The 16552-nt window shown below is 64.8% G+C and carries 15 protein-coding genes and 1 tRNA gene; 13 read left to right on the forward strand and 3 right to left on the reverse strand.

The window, feature by feature from the left end; all coding sequences use genetic code 11:
* The first annotated feature begins 7 nt into the window (after positions 1–7).
* The 7 genes from AAFN88_RS01525 (at position 8) to AAFN88_RS01555 (ending at position 7701) form a co-directional block, all read left to right on the forward strand.
* Positions 8–907, forward strand: coding sequence for a dihydrodipicolinate synthase family protein (locus AAFN88_RS01525; protein WP_347517741.1), 900 nt, complete (start codon positions 8–10; stop codon positions 905–907).
* Positions 904–1209 (forward strand): (2Fe-2S)-binding protein, encoded by a 306-nt coding sequence (locus AAFN88_RS01530; protein ID WP_347517742.1) that lies wholly within the window; start codon positions 904–906, stop codon positions 1207–1209. The genes AAFN88_RS01525 and AAFN88_RS01530 overlap by 4 nt, the downstream gene beginning before the upstream one ends.
* The gene (locus tag AAFN88_RS01535; RefSeq protein WP_347517743.1) at positions 1206–2639 is read left to right on the forward strand and encodes an NAD(P)/FAD-dependent oxidoreductase; all 1434 of its coding nucleotides are present in this window, start codon (positions 1206–1208) and stop codon (positions 2637–2639) included. The genes AAFN88_RS01530 and AAFN88_RS01535 overlap by 4 nt, the downstream gene beginning before the upstream one ends.
* The gene (locus AAFN88_RS01540; protein WP_347517744.1) at positions 2636–3733 is read left to right on the forward strand and encodes an FAD-binding oxidoreductase; all 1098 of its coding nucleotides are present in this window, start codon (positions 2636–2638) and stop codon (positions 3731–3733) included. The genes AAFN88_RS01535 and AAFN88_RS01540 overlap by 4 nt, the downstream gene beginning before the upstream one ends.
* 17 nt (positions 3734–3750) lie before the next feature.
* A complete protein-coding gene (locus AAFN88_RS01545; protein WP_347517745.1) occupies positions 3751–4527 on the forward strand; it encodes an SDR family oxidoreductase in 777 nt (258 codons plus the stop codon).
* 145 nt (positions 4528–4672) lie between these two features.
* Entirely contained in the window at positions 4673–5668 is a 996-nt protein-coding gene (locus AAFN88_RS01550; protein WP_347517746.1) for a TAXI family TRAP transporter solute-binding subunit, read from the forward strand.
* Positions 5669–5766: 98 nt separating this feature from the next.
* Positions 5767–7701, forward strand: a complete 1935-nt coding sequence (locus AAFN88_RS01555; protein ID WP_347517747.1) for a TRAP transporter fused permease subunit — start codon at positions 5767–5769, stop codon at positions 7699–7701.
* 353 nt (positions 7702–8054) lie between these two features.
* Here the strand turns inward: AAFN88_RS01555 and AAFN88_RS01560 are convergent, their stop codons facing one another.
* Together AAFN88_RS01560 and AAFN88_RS01565 are read right to left on the reverse strand one after the other, a co-directional pair.
* Entirely contained in the window at positions 8055–8279 is a 225-nt protein-coding gene (locus tag AAFN88_RS01560; protein ID WP_347517748.1) for a hypothetical protein, read from the reverse strand.
* Positions 8280–8814: 535 nt separating this feature from the next.
* Positions 8815–8891, reverse strand: a tRNA-Arg gene (locus AAFN88_RS01565).
* Between the two features lie 307 nt (positions 8892–9198).
* Between AAFN88_RS01565 and AAFN88_RS01570 the strand changes: the two genes are divergently transcribed.
* From AAFN88_RS01570 to gpt, 3 genes are all read left to right on the forward strand, one after another.
* Positions 9199–10368, forward strand: coding sequence for a hypothetical protein (locus tag AAFN88_RS01570; protein WP_347517749.1), 1170 nt, complete (start codon positions 9199–9201; stop codon positions 10366–10368).
* A 155-nt stretch (positions 10369–10523) separates the two neighbouring features.
* Positions 10524–10979 (forward strand): DUF4864 domain-containing protein, encoded by a 456-nt coding sequence (locus tag AAFN88_RS01575; RefSeq protein ID WP_347517750.1) that lies wholly within the window; start codon positions 10524–10526, stop codon positions 10977–10979.
* Positions 10980–11205: 226 nt separating this feature from the next.
* The gene (gene gpt, locus AAFN88_RS01580; protein ID WP_347517751.1) at positions 11206–11685 is read left to right on the forward strand and encodes a xanthine phosphoribosyltransferase; all 480 of its coding nucleotides are present in this window, start codon (positions 11206–11208) and stop codon (positions 11683–11685) included.
* Between the two features lie 84 nt (positions 11686–11769).
* Here the strand turns inward: gpt and AAFN88_RS01585 are convergent, their stop codons facing one another.
* Positions 11770–12522: a cyclic nucleotide-binding domain-containing protein gene (locus tag AAFN88_RS01585; protein ID WP_347517752.1), complete on the reverse strand. Its 753-nt coding sequence runs from the start codon at positions 12520–12522 to the stop codon at positions 11770–11772.
* 217 nt (positions 12523–12739) lie between these two features.
* Between AAFN88_RS01585 and AAFN88_RS01590 the strand changes: the two genes are divergently transcribed.
* The 3 genes from AAFN88_RS01590 (at position 12740) to AAFN88_RS01600 (ending at position 16508) form a co-directional block, all read left to right on the forward strand.
* Positions 12740–13207: a hypothetical protein gene (locus AAFN88_RS01590; protein ID WP_347517753.1), complete on the forward strand. Its 468-nt coding sequence runs from the start codon at positions 12740–12742 to the stop codon at positions 13205–13207.
* 165 nt (positions 13208–13372) lie between these two features.
* Complete coding sequence (gene ggt / locus AAFN88_RS01595; protein WP_347517754.1) at positions 13373–15142, forward strand: gamma-glutamyltransferase; 1770 nt, start codon at positions 13373–13375, stop codon at positions 15140–15142.
* Between the two features lie 154 nt (positions 15143–15296).
* On the forward strand, positions 15297–16508 hold the full coding sequence (locus AAFN88_RS01600; protein ID WP_347517755.1) for a class I SAM-dependent rRNA methyltransferase: 1212 nt from the start codon (positions 15297–15299) through the stop codon (positions 16506–16508).
* Positions 16509–16552 lie beyond the last annotated feature (44 nt).

Here is a 16552-nt window from a genome sequence, read left to right on the forward strand (position 1 = left end):
GCCCCATATGACCAAAGACGACCTCCATGGCTTCGTGCCCGCCGTGGTGACGCCTTTTTCCAACGATGGCGAAATCCTGGAAGACGATTACTGCGCCATGGTCGAATGGCTCATCGGCCTCGGCGCTACCGGCATCTGCGTCGCCGGCGACAATGGCGAGAGCTGGGCGCTCTCCGCCAACGAACGCGGCCGGCTCACGGCACGCGCCAGAGACGTGGCCCGGGGCAGGGCCTGGATCATGACCGGCTGTTCCGCGCCGACTCTGGACGGCAGCCTCGCCTACGCTCGCGAGGCTGCAGCGAACGGTGCGCAAGCTTTGCTGATGATGCCGCCCACCTATGTCTTAAAGGGCAGCCGTGGCGAGATTCTCCGGCGCTACGAATCCGTTTCAAAGGAAATCGACCTGCCGATTGTCCTCTACAATTCGCCGCGCCGCGTAGGCTACTCCCTCGGCCTTGAAGATCTTGACGCCGTGATGCAAATCGCTCCGGTAATCGGCATCAAGGAAAGCCACAGGGATTTCTTTCACCACAGCCACCTGCTCGACAAATTCCGCGAGCGCCTCTCAATCATGATCGGTCCCTGCCACTACATTCTTCCCGGCCTGGCTCTCGGCGCCAAGGGCTTCATTGCAACCGGACCGGAACTCCTCGGGGCTGCCGCAGGCCGGCTGGTGGACCTCGCGAAGACGGCCCCCGGCAGAGAGCATGGTGAACTTCATATCAAGCTCACTACGGTCTACGAACTGCTGATGGGGCTCGGCACCTGGCCGGCCGCCTTCAAAGCTGCGCTAAACCTCATCGGCCAGCCCGCAGGCGTCCCGCGCGATCCGGTTCTGGCTTTGGATCCGGCCCAGATTGCAGGGCTGCGCAGTTCCCTCAACGCCTTAGGCATCGAAACACGATGAAACCCGGCAACAAGCCCGGGGGCGGCATTGCCCGCGCCAAGCCTGTCGGGTTCCGCTTCGATGGTGCGACCTATGAGGCGCCGGCCGGCGAGAGCCTTGCCGCCGCGCTCTTGGCCAACGGTATTCACCATCTGCGCGACGGGCCGGAAGACCGCCGGCCGCGTGGCGCCTTCTGTTACATGGGCCTTTGCCAGGAATGCCTGGTCGAAATCGATGGTGCCTATGTTGAAGCCTGCCGCACGCCGATCTCTCAAGGGCTCGAAGCGCGGCGCCTGCGCTACGGCAAGGCGCAGGTGAAATGACCTCCCCGTCGCTGATGATTGTCGGGGCCGGGCCGGCCGGCGCTTCCGCTGCGATTGAGGCCGCGGCGCTGGGCTTCAGCGTAAAGCTGTTTGACGAACAGGCCAAAGCCGGCGGCCAAGTATGGCGCGCGAAGTGCGATGCCATCCTCGCCGCACCACCGACGCCGGAAGACCGCCAAGGCGGCGAACTGCGGGCCCGGCTTGCAGCTTCTGCAGTCGACTGCTTCACCGGCGCCCGGGTCTGGCAGGTTGAGCGCCGGGATGGGGGCTTCCGCCTGGGAGCGGCCACGGCCCGTGACAATTCTATCCATGTGGCACCGGCTCTGCTGCTGGCAGGTGGCGCCCGGGAGCGGGTCGTACCACTGCCTGGCTGGACCATGCCCGGAGTCATAGGGCTCGCCGCCGCCACAGCATTGATGAAAGAGCACCTTAGGCCGCCTGGCCGACGCGTCGTGGTAGCAGGCTCCGGCCCGCTGCTGTTCTTCGTAGCCCACGAGATATTGCGCCTTGGCGGCACGGTGTCAGCCGTGGTGGACCTCAACCGGGTGAGCGACTGGTGGCGGCGGCTGCCGGCCATGTCGGCCCGCCCCGATCTCCTGGTACGTGGCATCGGCTGGGCCGCCCGCCTGAAAACGAAAGGCGTGCCGATCCTCTTTGGCCATGGCGTCCGCCAGATCCACGGCACCAATTCCGTGGAAAAGGTCGACATTGGTCCCGTCGATTCCAACTGGGCGCCCTCCGGCGAGATGACACGCGATGTTTCTGCCGACGCGGTCTGCCTCGGCCACGGCCTGACACCCGTGGTGGAGGCGACACGTTTGTTGGGGGCAGAGCATCGCCTGGATGAGAATCAGGGTGGCTGGGTACCGCGCCTGGATCCTGCCGGACGCACAACGGTGAAGGGACTCTACGCTGCTGGGGATGGCGCCGGCATTCAAGGTGCGGCGGCAGCAGTACTGCGCGGCCGACTCGCGGCGCTGGCCGCCGCCTGGGACTTCGGACTGCTGTCTGAAGAACTGCTGCAAGAGCGCAGCAGACCTCTGCAGGCGAAGCTCAAGACGGCCGCCCGCTTCGGCATGGCGATGACTTCCCTCTCGATCATGCGGGAAGGCGTGCTGGACCAAATCAGCGCGGACACGCTCGTCTGCCGCTGCGAAGGTGTGACGCGCGGCGCTCTGGAAGCAGAGATGATCAGCGGGGGACTTATGCCGAACGCCCTGAAGTCGGGGACGCGGTGCGGCATGGGTCCTTGCGGGGGCCGGTACTGCACAGAGACCGCCACTGCCCTCGCATGTCGATTGTCCGGCAAGACCCCCACGGAAATGGGCCTGGCCACCGCACGGCCGCCGCTTCGCCCGGTTCCGGTTGCAGCCCTGGCGGGTGAATTCGACTACGAAGCCTTGCCCATCCCCGCGCCGGCGCCGCTGTGACTCCGTCGTACGATATAGCCGTAGTCGGCGGTGGGATTCTCGGTTGCGCAACGGCGTTGCGCCTGAGTGAAGGGGGTATGCGGGCCATCGTGATCGAGCGGGGTGACCTCGGGCAAGGCGCATCGGGGGTGAACGCCGGCACACTTAGCCTGCAGATCAAGCGGGTAAAGCTCATGCCCTATGCGCTGGAGGGACACCGCCGCTGGGCGGCCTTAGGGGACGCCGTCGGGTACCGCGAAACCGGCGGCTATACCCTTGCCTTCAACGAGCGCGAAGCGAATCTTCTTCACGAGCGTATGGCGCTCAAAGCCGAAGCCGGGGCACCGATCGAGTTCGTAGCGCCGAGCGACCTCGCCAAGCGGGAACCCGGACTATGCCAGCAAGTGGTAGCGGCGAGTTGGTGCGCCAAGGACGGCTATGCCAACTCCAGTTTGACCGGACGCTACTACCGGGCGCGCCTTCTCGCTGCGCAGATTCCCTATCGGGAGCACTCTGCAGTCACCGCGATAGAGCCCTTCGAGCAGGGATTCACCTTGAGGACCAGCCACGGTGAAGTCTCTTCGCGGCGTTTGCTGCTGGCCTGCGGCGGCTGGCTGCAAGACGTGACCAAAATGCTGGGGGTCGATCTGCCGGTCCGGGCCCGGATCAACACCGTATCGGTGACCGAGCGGGGCCCGCGGCTTGTGAATACGGTAGTCGGCCATGCGACCGGCCTGCTGACTCTGAAGCAAAAAGCCAATGGCACGGTTCTGATCGGCGGCGGCTGGCAGGGCCAGGGCTCCCCCCGGGAAGGCCGTGGCCGGATCGATCTCGGTACTTTGGTCCCCAATCTCGCGCTGGCCCAGTATGCAGTTCCAGGCCTTCGACGGTTGCGGATCCTGCGTAGCTGGACCGGTTTCGAAGCCAATGTCCCTGATTTCTATCCCCTGGCCGGCGCGCTGCCCGGCGTGCCGGGCGCCTTTGTCCTGGGTTGCGTACGCGGTGGCTACACTATCGGGCCCTACATCTCAGAGCTGATGGGTGATTTCATCCTCGGTCGCGAACCCGAGAGGCCTCTGTTCGACCCTGCGCGAGTCTTCGAAGCAACAACCTGATCAATGGAGCAATGCCTGTGAACCAGACCTCCTACCGTCTCGACGGCAAAACGGCGATCATTACGGGCGGCGGCAGCGGCATCGGAGCAGCGGTCGCCGGCGTTTTTGCCGAGGCAGGTGCCCATGTCGTCGTCGCGGGGCGAAATAGCAAAACGATCACTGACGTTGCCGCCCGAAATGGCGGTTTGGCGGTGCAATGTGACGTGACCTGTTATGACCAGGTAGAGGCGCTCTTCTCACAAGCCGCCGCCAAGACCGGCCGGGTCGACATCCTGGTGAACAATGCCGGCATGAGCGGCCCGGTGATGCCCGTGGCCGAGATGGATCTCGAAGCCTTCCGGGCTTGCGTAGAACTAAACCTCTTCGGTGCGCTGAACTGTCTCAAGGTGGCGGCCCGAGTTATGTGCGAGGCTGGCCGAGGATCCATCATCAACATGTCGTCGCTGATGGGCCTTCAGGGTTATCCCATGCGCTCGGCCTATTCGGCCACCAAGTTTGCGCTTCTCGGCATGACCGAAGCCATCGCCCGCGAGGTCGGCCCGGCCGGCGTACGAGTCAACGCGCTCTGCCCGGGAGCCGTTTCCGGCGAATTGATGGACAGAGTCCTGGCCCGGCGCGCCGAAGCCGAGGGGCGCAGCGTAGAGGCCATCGTCGAAGAGAATTACACCAGCGTTTCCGCCCTGAAGCGCTGGGTCGACCCGCGGGAAGTCGGCACTGCCGCACTGTTCCTGGCCTCCGACGCCTCGGCCTCCGTAACTGGCGACCGCATCAAGGTCGACTGCGGCCGCTTCTGATCTTATACAAAACACCGTTTGACATATAAAACAATATTAGTAGAGTTGCCTGTGCGCTTCACCGGCGCTCGAGGTGCGCCGGCGTTGGGTCGCTTCCATCTTCGGCGGCAGCTCGCCGGAAGCAGGATCAACAGGGAGACATCGAATGAGACTGAAAAAGGGGCTAGTTTTTGCTGCGGGAACCATCGTCGCGCTGACGCTCGCCGGCGGCCAGAACGCCGTGGCCCAGGAAAAGACCCACAAGGCCGCGACCTTCATTTCCGGTGGTCCCACCGGAACTTGGTATCCGACCGCTGCAGCGGTTTCAGAAATGGTGAACTCGCACTACGACGGCCAACCGGTCAGCACCATTCCCGGCAAGGGCGCCATCGGCAACCCACTTGCCGTCGGTGCAAACAAGGCTGAGTTCGGGCTTTCCTACGGACCGTTCCTGAAGTTGGCTTATGTAGGCGATAATGAAGTCTTCAAGAACAAGGGTTTCGACAACCTCCGCGCTGTTGCGAACGTGGTCGCGAACACGGTGCATCTCGTGCTGGCCGGGGACGTCGATATCGATGTGCTGTCAAAGCTGAAGGATGGTGCGACCGTCAGCATCGGCGTCGGCCAGAAGGGGTCGTCAAATCACTTCGCCATCGAAAAGATCCTGATGGAATACGGCTACAACTACGAAACTCTGGAGGCGCAGGGCAGCAATGTCGTCGAAGGCGCCCAGCAGGGCCTGGTCGATGCCTTTCAAAACCGCCAACTGGACATCTATACCAACACGGTGGGCATGAACTCCAACGACTTGCGCCAAGCGATAACCGCTCGCTCCGGCAAGGTCCTCGCCCTGCCTGACCCCGTGCTCGAGAAAATGGTGGCAAAGTGGGGCTATGTCCCTTCCGTGATCCCCGCTGGCACTTATGACGGCCAGGACGAACCGGTCAAATCCCTCAACCTCTCGACCATTATCTTCACGACCGCCGACATGGACGACGAGATCGTCTACCTCATGGTCAAGGAAATGGCAGAAAACCACGAACGTTTGATCGCGGCTTATGCCGGCTTCAAGCAGTGGAAGCCGGAGGACCTTCCTGTAGGACATCCGATTCCGACCCATCCCGGCGCCGTCAAATACTATAAAGAACGCGGCTGGATGTAGCTCAGCACCTCAGTAGTTTTCAGTGAGGGGTGGCGGTTTCACGACGGCCACCCCTTTTTTGATTGACTTTCCAACAGCCGCCCCACGGAACTGGTTCCATGTTCGATAGCGCCACCGAAGAACTTCGGCAAAAGATCTTCCCTCAAGAGCAACGTGTGACAAGTGGTTGGCTCCGCATCGGTGTAGCCGTCACCTGCATCACCCTTACGCTGATCACCCTGTACTTTGCCTTCACCATTACCATCGGCGAAGTGAAAACGCGTGGACTGCATCTGATGTTCACGCTGCCGCTGACCATGTTGCTCTACCCGGCGCTGAAAAGCAGCAGCCGTGCGCGCCCGAGCCTTGTTGACTGGGGGCTGGCGATCTCCTCCGCCGCCGCCTTCGCCTGGGCCTTCTATCGCGCCGATGCCTGGCTCGACCGCTATGTCGGCTATGATCCCGTGCCCTGGAGCGACTTCATCTTCGGTTGCATTGCCCTCGTCACGATTTTTGAGGCCACGCGCCGTACCGTCGGACCAACCATCGTATTCCTGAATCTGCTCTTCATCGGCTACGCGCTAACAGGCCCCTACTGGCCTGGAGTCCTGGAACACGGCGGCATGTCGATCCCGGATTTCATCGAGACCATGTACATGGATGCCGAAGGCATTTTCAATTTCATTACCGGACTCATGGCGACCTATATCTTCACGTTCCTGCTGTTCGGGGTCTTCCTACGGGTCAGCGGAGGCGACAGGGTCTTTACCGATCTCGCGGCGGCTGTCGCGGGCCACAGGCGGGGTGGGCCGGCCAAGGTTGCGGTGGTATCCAGCGCACTAATGGGCATGCTTTCCGGCAGCTCGATCTCAAATGTCTCGACGACCGGGACAATGACGATTCCTATGATGAAGCGGCTGGGCTTCCGTAACTACGAAGCCGCTGCCATTGAAGTGGTCTCATCTGTCGGCGGCGGCCTAATGCCGCCGCTGATGGGTACCGGCATCTTCATCATGGCGAGCCTCACCAATATCCCCTTGGTGGAGATTCTGTTCTACTCCATAGCACCGGCGCTCCTCTACTACGTCGCAGTCTACTTTTACGCAGACATAAAAGCAGCCGAGCGCGGCATGGTCGGCCTGCCGCGCGATGAGCTGCCGCGCCTCTCAGAAGTCGTACTGCAGGGCGGGCACATCTTCCTCCCAGTGATCATCCTGATCGTCCTTATGGTTCTGCAGTACACTCCGTTCTTCGCAAGCGCGGCCTGCGTGGTTATGACTCTGGCGATCAGCTACTTGCGCCAGAACACCCGTATGCACTGGAAGCAGTTACTAACTGCCCTTGAGGCCGGTACGCGCGTTGCAATCACGATCTCCGCCCTTCTTGCCAGCGCCGCGATTATCTATGCGGTGACAGTCCATACCGGATTGCTGACAAAGATTACCTCGATCCTAATTGACTATTCCGGCGGTTCCGCCGTGATCGCGATCATCCTGCTGGGGTTGATGTCTTATGTTATCGGCATGGGGCTCCCGGTCACGGCATCGTATGTGATCATAGCCGCCTTGGGGGCCGGCGCGCTTCAGGAGCTCGGTCTTTCCGTCCTGGCAGCGCACCTGGTGATCTTCTGGTTCGCCCAGGATTCGACGATCACACCGCCAATCTGCATGACTGCTTTCGTTGGCGCGCGTATTGCCGAAGCTCCCCCGATGAGAACCGGCTGGGAATGCGTGAAGATGGCCAAGGCGCTCTACATCATCCCCTTCATGTTCGCCTTTTCCAGCCTCCTCGATCCCTCCCTGGGCGAGGTCTGCTTCGATTTCGCCGTCGGACTTCTGCTGTTTGTCCTGGTTCCAATCTCAATCTATGGGTACTGGCGCCAACCGTTGTCGACCCCAGTTCGCCTGTCTGTCGGGCTCTGCGCTGCATTGTCTTTCACTGCAACGCTGGGCGACGCGCAGGATGGGTTGCCATGGCTCGGCGCCTCCATCGCACTGCTTGCCTGTACAGCGCTCGTAGTACGCCGGCGGTCTCCCGGTGCCCAAACTTCTTAAAAGATTGCGGTTTGAGCGCGAAAAAGAGGATTGGCACGCCGTCGTGCCCAAAAAGGACGACACGAGACCGTCCAACTTGACCTGAACGATCGGTAAATCGAGCTGCTGAGCCATCCACAACGCCAACCAGGTCTTGCCTGCGCCGGGGGCTCCGTAAATGAGGCAAGTCCTCGGCGACCAGATATCAATCTCGGACAGGGCCTCAAAATTCGCCCATTCCTCGATGAACGTCTCAATGGCCTGGCTCACCGCCGGATTGAAGAGGGGCGCGGCCGGCTGAATATCCGCCGGGAAGATCACCTCCGCCAGCGCAGCAGCCGCCTCGCGATCGACCGGAACGAGCGCTTAGCTGGTCAGGACCTCGCCGCGGACCTGCGCCTTCGAACGCTCGATACGGCTCGGTAAAGCTCCTTCGTGCGGTCCACCGCAGTCAGAATGTTCGTCAGCGCACCCGCCTGCTTCACCTCCCTGTCCTCGGCCAAGGTGTCACGCAGACGTTCGATTTTCTTGCTCAGGGCCGGCGACGCGTCGGCTATCGCCGCGCGGCACAGCGCCTGCACGATTGAGAAGTGGTCCATACTCATCCCATGCGCTTCGTTGCGCCATAGCGCGCTTCTGATGCGTACAATTCATATTCTGATGTGCCGCAAGACGATTTGTTGCATAGCTCGACGCGATTGATGCGGGGGTAGCGTTGTCGCGCACGACCCTTAGAGGGATCGGTTCTGCATTGCGAGGGAGCGCGGTCGAGACGATCCTTCATGACTACTCCGAGTCTCGCGCCATGGCCGCGTAGTCGATGCAGGGGTGAGGCGCTCGGGGATGTCCGTGATCTCTTCGGTGATCTCCTGGGTGAAATCAGCGAGACCCCTGTGCTCGCCGTACAGCCCTAGAGGGCATCAGCCGGCGACCGGCGATGTGCCCCTTACCCCATCGCCCGTACCACAGCCGCATGCTCAGAAGCCGCAGCGGCCACCAGAAGACCCACCTCAGTTTCAGAACGGACCTGGAACCTGGGGTCGGAACGAATCGGGAATTGAGGAAACCACTTGCGAGAAAAGAGGAAACCGCTCTCTTTCCTCGGTCGTTTTCTCTTTGATTTTCGGGGGATTGTGGCGCGCCCGGGAAGATTCGAACTCCCAACCTCCTGATCCGTAGTCAGGTGCTCTATCCAATTGAGCTACGGGCGCACATCAAAGCCGCTAGAAGCGGCGCGGAGGCGGGACCGCCGCCGCGAAGAGGCCGGACATTACTCGAAGCCCCCGCCCCTTGCAAGGCCTTCGAAGGGAGCGAAAAAGCGAGGATTTCCAACCCTGAAACACCCGGCCGGACGCGCTCAACCATAAGGAAATGGCACTTGTACCCCCAGAATCCATACTCTACTATCTCGCAATCGTTCGAGGGGGGCGGGATAGCAAGACTCTGTAAAGACTTACATAGTTAATATGTGAGCACTTCTAATATTAAGCTGTCTCGGAAATCTGTACGGAATTCTCTATGTCGAGCAGACACTTGTTGCCCTTTCGCCGGACCGCTGTCGTCATCGGCGCGCTTCTGTTCGTGGCGGGCTGCGCCGCCCCTCAGGAAGATAAGAAGCCCGTCAGCAGCGGCACCCCGGCGCCACAGGCCGAGACTTCCGCGGCCAGCCAGCCCGCCAGTGTAGAGACCGCCCCGGCGTCGACGGTTCCCGCCGCGCCCGCGCCGGAGATCCTGGGAACGACGGTTTTCGAGCCGCCCACCGTCAGCAACATGCGCCCCACCGGCACCGTGGTCGGCCAGAAGATCAAAGCGCTGCGCGACGACCTGCTGAAGCTGCAGAGCCAGCTCAAGGCCGAAAACGACCAGTTGCAGAGCCTGCGCATTTCGGCGCGCCAGTTCGCCGGCAACTACCACTCCCTGAAAGCGGCGATGAACGCCCGCCTGCAGGTCGGCACCACTCCCGGCAATCCGGAACTGGTGGCCCAGTGGAATCAGGCCCAGGCCGAACTGCAGCAGGTCGGCGCCTCCATCGCCGCCCTCAACACCCTGGCCAGTCAGGTTTCGGCCACCGCCTCGCTGTCCGCCTTCCTGCTCGAATCCACCAGCACCACCTTCGAGCTGCGCGGCGCCATCGAGGAAGACCACCGTCAGCTCGCCGTCTTGGAGGACGAGGTCAACAAGACCGTGGTGGTCATCGACCGCCTGCTCAACGAGCTGAGCGACGACATCGCGCGCACGCAGAACTACTTCGCCAACGAGCGCCTGAACCTGACCGCCATGCAGGTCGCCATCGACAACGGCGAGTATATCGGCGGCAGCCTGGCCAACCGCGCCTACGGCGTGCCGGCTCCGGCCCCGGCCGGCGGCGCTGCCAACCAGGTCGGCAGCCGCCAACCCCTGGCGGTGATCCGCTTCGACCGCGAGAACCCGCAGTACGAGCAGGCGCTCTTCACCGTGGTGGGCGCGGCCCTGGAGCGCCGCCCCAATGCCGCCTTCGACATCGTCGCTGTGGCCCCGGCAGGCGGCGACTCCGCGCGTGTCGCACTGGACACCAACCGGTCGCGCCGCAACGCGGAGAACGTGCTGCGCACCCTCACCAACATGGGCCTGCCCGCTGACCGCATGACGCTCTCGGCGACCTCCAGCCCGGCCGCCCAGGTCAATGAGGTGCACATCTACGTCCGCTGAACCTCGCGGCATCCAAGGTCCTCCAGGCCGGCTCCGGAAACGGGGCCGGCCTGTCGCTTTTCGGGCCGCCGTTCCGGAAGCGGGCTGGCCTCGGCCCGGCGTCGCCCTAGCTTTCCCTGCAGGCCCTGCCGCTTAAGCACCTCAGGGAGACCCCTATGACCCGCCTTTTCCGCCACTGCCTCGCCCTCGCCCTGCTCTGCGCCGCGCCGGCGGCCCTCGCTCCCGCCGTTGCCGGGGCTCAGGAGATCCAACGGCCCGCAGCCGGCGACGAACGGGCGATAGTCGACACCATCCGGGCCCAGCTCGATGCCTTCCAGGCGGACGACTGGCCGCGCGCCTTTTCCTATGCCACGCCGCGGCTGCGCGAACTGTTCGGCACGGTGGAGAACTTCACGGCCATGGTGCGCGGCGGCTACCAGCCGGTCTACCGTCCGCGCTCGGTGGAGTTCCTCGATGCGCGCATCATCGACGGCAAGACCGGTCAGGCGGTCCGCTTCGTCGGGCCCGACGGGCAGGCCGTCATCGCCCTCTACACCATGGAGCGGCAACCCGACGGCGGCTGGCGGATCGCCGCGGTGCAGCTGGTCCGCACCGGTGAAGTGAGCAGCTAGAGCAGATCAGGGCCGGCCGGAATCGCCGAAGGCGATCCAGCGGCCCTGTGAACCTGCTCTATGCCTGTGAATCCGATCTAGACGCCCCCGGGGCCGGCGGCGCGCGAAAAGCCTTTAGACGGCGGCGGCGACTTCCGCTTTAATCCCCGCTTCGAATCGGCGCCCCCTCAGGGACAGCTGCCGCGAACAAGAAGCCTGCAATAGAAGAAGAGGGTGGCCCAAAATCATGACCGCCGGCGAACAGAAGACTTTCCCCGTTTCCTGGGACCAGCTCCACCGCGATTCCCGCGCCCTTGCCTGGCGGCTGGTCGCGCAAGGCCCCTTCAAGGGCATCGCCGCCATCACCCGCGGCGGGCTGGTACCCGCCGCCGTCATCGCCCGCGAACTGGACGTCCGCCTGATCGACACCATCTGCATCGTCAGCTACCGCGACGACCGCTCCCAGGGCGACCTGGACGTCTTGAAGGGCGTCGAGCACGACAGTGAAGGCTGGCTGCTGATCGACGACCTGGTGGATACGGGCAAGACCGCCCGCAAAGTGCGCGAACTGATGCCCAAGGCGCATTTCGCCACGGTCTACGCCAAACCCGCCGGCCGCCCTCTGGTCGACAGCTTCGTGACCGAGGTCAGCCAGGACACCTGGATCCTGTTTCCCTGGGACACGGCGCTGATGTCGGTGCCGCCGATCATCCAGACGCCGCGCTAGTTCGGAATCACAAGGTAGAAGGATCGCCTTCGGCGCATCCTTCTGGGCCTGATGCGCCCTGGAGGGGCACGCGGTCGTGCCGGCTCAATAGCCGCCGGCGATCTCCTCCAGCTCCTCGCACCGGGCCAGCTTCACCTGATGATTGGGCATCAGGTTGATGATGCCCTGCTGTTTTAGCTGCGTGAAGGTCCGGCTCACGGTTTCGGTGGTCAACCCCAGATAGTCGCCGATGTCGGTGCGGCTCATCGGCACCGAAACGGGATTCTCCGGCTGGCCGCGCTGCTTGGCGCGCTTGGCCAGCATCAGCAGGAAGGACGCGATCTTCTCCCGCGCCGTCTTGCGGCCCAACAGCAACATCTGCTCCTGCGCCGCCGCCAACTCGTTGCTGGCGATGCTCAGCAGGCGCTGCTCGATCTTCGGCATGCGCTGCATGAGGTCTTCCAGCTTGTGGCGCGGGAAGCGGCACAGCAGGCAGGACGTCACCGCCTCGGCGCTGAAGGCGTAGGTGTCCTGGGTGGCAAGGCCCAGGAAATCGCCGCCGAAGAGAAAGCCCGTCACCTGGCGGCGGCCGTCGGGCAGCAGCTTGTAGACCTTGAGGGTGCCGGAGGTGAGGTTATAGACGTTGCCGGCGTCTTCGCCCTCGTCGAACAGAGGCGCGCCGGCCTGCAACTCCACCGAGGTCATGAGGGCCGAGACCTGAGCCAGCTCGTTCGAGTCCAGCGGCGCGCAGATGGTCATGCCCCGGACGGTACAGGCGGCGCAGGGCGAAGCCTCGCTGCGCTCCCGCGCCACCGCGGGGGCCAGCTTGCTCACTCGGTCATAATCGAAAACCGTCATCTCCCACCCATACTCCAAGCAACGACAGTCAACAGCGTCCCCGCTTCGCCCTCCCCCATCGGCGCAGCAAGGTTTTCCGCCTTTTCCATTTGATGTGGATCAACGACGCCGCACGGCGACGAACGCCAATCTTAAGGCCGACAAAGCGTAAATGTTCGGTCGATCCCCACGTCTCGGAAAAAGGCGCGTCCCAGCTGTGAATAAGGTGACTCGTTTGGTGCGAAAACTCAATGTCAGTTTACTGTCGCAGGCAGAGGTCGACCAGGCCTTCCCGCTGATCCGCACCATCTGCCCGGACGCCAATCTGGACGCTTGGCGCAGTTTCGCCAGCCAGCGCATCGCACAAGGGTCCGAGAAAGGGACTGGAATCCTAATCGTCCGCAACGAGCAGGGCTGCATCGTCGCCATCGCGGCCTTCCTGCTGTCACACGATCTGGTGCATGGCCCGATCTTGCTGGCCGATCATTTCAGCGCCCTGGACATCGTCGACCAGGGCAACGTGGCGCGGGCGCTGGAAGCCGGCCTGGAAAAGATCGCCCGGCGTCACGGCTGCTCCGCGGTCCACACCAGCATTCCCTCCACCGACCGGCGCAGCGACGACGGCTGGCTGTGTTCGGTGCTCTTCGAGCGCGGTCACCGGATCGAGGGCCTGCACATGTGCAAGCTGCTGCCCGCCAACCTCTGAACCGGCCTCTAAGGCGGTAGCGCCCCAGCCCAATCTATCCCTGGCCAAGCCTTCCCCGAGGACCGATGATGGTCCCCCATCTCGACGCTGGCCGGAACGCCACGTTCCCGCCCGTTGCCCGCCATCGCGCGTGCCGCCACGAACGCCATTCGGGGAGACCGCACCATGACACCCGCCGCCGCCAAGCCTCTGAAACCGCTGCACCGCCGTCCCGCCCCCTTCCTGCTGGGGCTGCTGGCACTGCTGGGGCTGCCGGCCCTGGCCGCCTGTACCCTTCTGGAGGAGCCCGCGCCCGCACCGCCGCGCCAGATGGTCACCGCCGCCAATCCGCTGGCCGCCGAAGCCGGCATGGCCATGCTGCGCCAGGGCGGATCCGCCATCGATGCGGCCATCGCCGCCGAGCTGGTGCTGGGCCTGGTGGAACCGCAGTCCTCCGGCATCGGCGGCGGCGCCTTCCTGCTGCACTACGACGCCGCCGCGCGCGCGGTATCGGCCTACGACGGCCGCGAGACCGCGCCCTCCGCCGCCGACGAAGCGCTGTTCCTGGATGCTGCGGGCGAGCCCCTGGCCTTCTGGGACGCGGTGGTCGGCGGCCGCTCGGTCGGCACGCCCGGCCTGCTGCGCATGCTGGAGGCCGCCCATCGCGACCACGGCAAACTGGCCTGGTCCAGCCTGTTCCAACCGGCGATCCGCCTGGCCGAGGAGGGCTTCGCCGTCTCGCCGCGCCTGCACGCGCTGATCGCCGCGGACAAATATCTGAAACGCTACCCGGCGACGGCGGCCTACTTCCACGACGCCGGCGGCAATCCGCTGCCGGTCGGCCACCTGCTGAAGAACCAGGACTATGCCGACACCCTGCGCCTTGTCGCCCAGCGCGGCGCCGATGCCTTCTACAAGGGCTGGGTGGCGCTGGACATCGTCAACGCCGTGCGCGGCGCGGCGGACAATCCCGGCCTGCTGAGCTATCCGGACCTGCGCGGCTACCATGCCAAGCGGCGCGAGCCTCTCTGCCTGCCCTACCGGCGCTGGACGGTCTGCGGCATGCCGCCGCCGACGTCCGGCGGCGTCGCCGTGCTGCAGACCCTGAAGCTGCTGGAGGCCTTCGATCTCGCCGCCCTGGCGCCGGCGCCCGGCGAGAGCCCGGGCGCAGAAGCGATCCACTTGGTCGCCGAGGCCTCGCGCCTGGCCTTCGCCGACCGCAACCGCTTCCTGGCGGACAGCGACTTCGTCGAGGTGCCGGTGGACCGGCTGCTCGACCCGCTGTACCTCGCCGCCCGCGCGGTGCTCATCGACCCGGCGGCCAGCATGGGCCAGGCCAGCCCCGGGCTGCGGACGCCGCAGGCGCACAGCCCGGCGCAGCTCAACCCGCCCTCCACCTCGCACCTCTCCGTGGTCGATGCCGAAGGCAACGCGGTGTCCATGACCGCTTCCATCGAAAGCGCCTTCGGCGCGCGCGTCATGGTGCGCGGCTTCCTGCTGAACAACGAGCTCACCGATTTCTCCTTCCGGCCCTCGGTGGACGGCCGGCCGGTGGCCAACCGCGTACAGCCGGGCAAACGGCCGCGCAGCTCCATGTCTCCGACCCTGGTGCTGGACGGCGACGGCCGCTTCGTCATGGCCATCGGCTCGCCCGGCGGCAGCCGCATCATCGGCTACACCACCAAGGCAATCATCGCTGCCCTGGACTGGAGCCTGACCATGCAGCAGGCGGTCGCCCTGCCCAACTTCGTCAACCGCAACGGCGCCACCGATCTGGAGGAGGGCACCGGCATCGAGGCCGCCAAGGCAGAGCTGGAAGCCCTGGGCCACGAGGTCAATATCCGCGGCATGACCAGCGGCCTGCACGGCATCCGCCGGATCGCCAACGGGCCACAGGGGGGAGGCCTGGAGGGCGGCGCCGATCCCCGACGCGAAGGCGTCGTCTTGTCCGAATAGGGCCGCGAAGGCGTCGTCTTGTCCGAATAGGGCCGCGAAGGCGTCGTCTTGTCCGAATAGGGCCGCGAAGGCGTCGTCTTGTCCGAATAGGGCCGCGAAGGCGGCGGGCAAAGCGGTCTTGCAGTCACCCCGTCACCGACTAGACTGCGCGGCGATGCCCCAAGCCCCCCACAGCCCCCCTGCCGAGCTGCCGAGCGTTGCTTTGAAGCCGCACGGCGAGAAGCGCCTCGGCCGCGGCCATCCCTGGGTCTATTCCAACGAGGTGGAGATGGACGCCGCCGCCAAGGCGGTGCCGCCGGGCGGGCTGGTGCGGCTCTGCGACCGCAAGGGGAGCTACCGGGCGACGGCCTTCTTCAACCGTCACCCGCTGATCGCCGCAAGGGTACTGAGCCGCGACGAGACCCAGCCTATCGACAAGGATTTCCTGGCCGGACGCCTGAAGCGGGCCCTGGATATCCGCGAACGCCTGATCGGCGCGCCCTACTATCGTCTGGTCCATGCCGAGGCGGACGGCCTGCCGGGCGTCATCATCGACCGCTTCGGCGCGGCGCTCTGCCTGCAGGTCAACACCGCCGGCATGGAGCGCCTCACGCCGCTGCTGCTCGAGGCGCTGAACGAGGTGGTCGCGCCGGAGACCGTCGTCCTGCGCAACGACGGCGCCGTGCGCAAGCTGGAACAGCTCGACGACTACGTCGAGGTGGTGCAGGGCAGCCTGGACGGCCCGGTGACGCTGGAGGAGAACGGCGCGCGCTTCTTCGCCGATCTGACCGGCGGCCAGAAGACCGGCTGGTTCTACGACCAGCGCGACAACCGCGCCTGGGCGGCGCGGCTGGCCAAGGATGCCCGCGTCCTCGACTGCTACGCCTTCGCCGGCGGCTTCACCGTGCAGGCGGCCCTGGCCGGGGCCAGCGAGGTCGTCTCGGTCGACCGCTCGCAGGGCGCCCTCGATCTGGCCGCCCGGGCGGCCGAAGCCAACGGCGTCGCCGGGCGCTGCCGCTTCGTGAAGGCGGAGGTGTTCCAGGAACTGCAGCGCCAGGCCCAGGCAGGGGAGACCTACGGCCTGGTCGTCGTCGACCCGCCGGCCTTCGTCAAGACCAAGAAAGACACGGCCCAGGGCCTCAAGGGCTACCGCAAGATGGTGCGCCTGGCGGCGCCGCTGGTGGCCGAGGGCGGCTATCTGCTGGCGGCGTCCTGCTCGCACCACGCCGACCTGGAGAGTTTCGCCGAGCAGGTGAAGCGCGGGCTCATGGACGCCGGCCGCCGGGGCCGCATCCTGCGCACCTCCGGGGCCGCGCCGGATCATCCGGTCCACCCGGCCCTGCCGGAAAGCGCCTACCTGAAAGCGCAGATCCTGGCGCTGGACTGACCAACTCCGTCGTCATGCTCGGGCTTGACCGGAGCATCCACGGA

It is taken from the genome of Pelagibius sp. CAU 1746, from assembly GCF_039839785.1.
Taxonomy (GTDB): domain Bacteria; phylum Pseudomonadota; class Alphaproteobacteria; order Kiloniellales; family Kiloniellaceae; genus Pelagibius.

Bases quoted from the DNA above. Each gene is read 5' to 3' on its own strand.
- AAFN88_RS01525 (WP_347517741.1), top strand. From the start codon at position 8: ATGACCAAAGACGACCTCCATGGCTTCGTGCCCGCCGTGGTGACGCCT.
- AAFN88_RS01530 (WP_347517742.1), top strand. From the start codon at position 904: ATGAAACCCGGCAACAAGCCCGGGGGCGGCATTGCCCGCGCCAAGCCT.
- AAFN88_RS01535 (WP_347517743.1), top strand. From the start codon at position 1,206: ATGACCTCCCCGTCGCTGATGATTGTCGGGGCCGGGCCGGCCGGCGCT.
- AAFN88_RS01550 (WP_347517746.1), top strand. From the start codon at position 4,673: ATGAGACTGAAAAAGGGGCTAGTTTTTGCTGCGGGAACCATCGTCGCG.
- AAFN88_RS01555 (WP_347517747.1), top strand. From the start codon at position 5,767: ATGTTCGATAGCGCCACCGAAGAACTTCGGCAAAAGATCTTCCCTCAA.
- AAFN88_RS01560 (WP_347517748.1), bottom strand. From the start codon at position 8,279: ATGGACCACTTCTCAATCGTGCAGGCGCTGTGCCGCGCGGCGATAGCC.
- AAFN88_RS01570 (WP_347517749.1), top strand. From the start codon at position 9,199: ATGTCGAGCAGACACTTGTTGCCCTTTCGCCGGACCGCTGTCGTCATC.
- AAFN88_RS01575 (WP_347517750.1), top strand. From the start codon at position 10,524: ATGACCCGCCTTTTCCGCCACTGCCTCGCCCTCGCCCTGCTCTGCGCC.
- gpt (WP_347517751.1), top strand. From the start codon at position 11,206: ATGACCGCCGGCGAACAGAAGACTTTCCCCGTTTCCTGGGACCAGCTC.
- AAFN88_RS01585 (WP_347517752.1), bottom strand. From the start codon at position 12,522: ATGACGGTTTTCGATTATGACCGAGTGAGCAAGCTGGCCCCCGCGGTG.
- ggt (WP_347517754.1), top strand. From the start codon at position 13,373: ATGACACCCGCCGCCGCCAAGCCTCTGAAACCGCTGCACCGCCGTCCC.
- AAFN88_RS01600 (WP_347517755.1), top strand. From the start codon at position 15,297: ATGCCCCAAGCCCCCCACAGCCCCCCTGCCGAGCTGCCGAGCGTTGCT.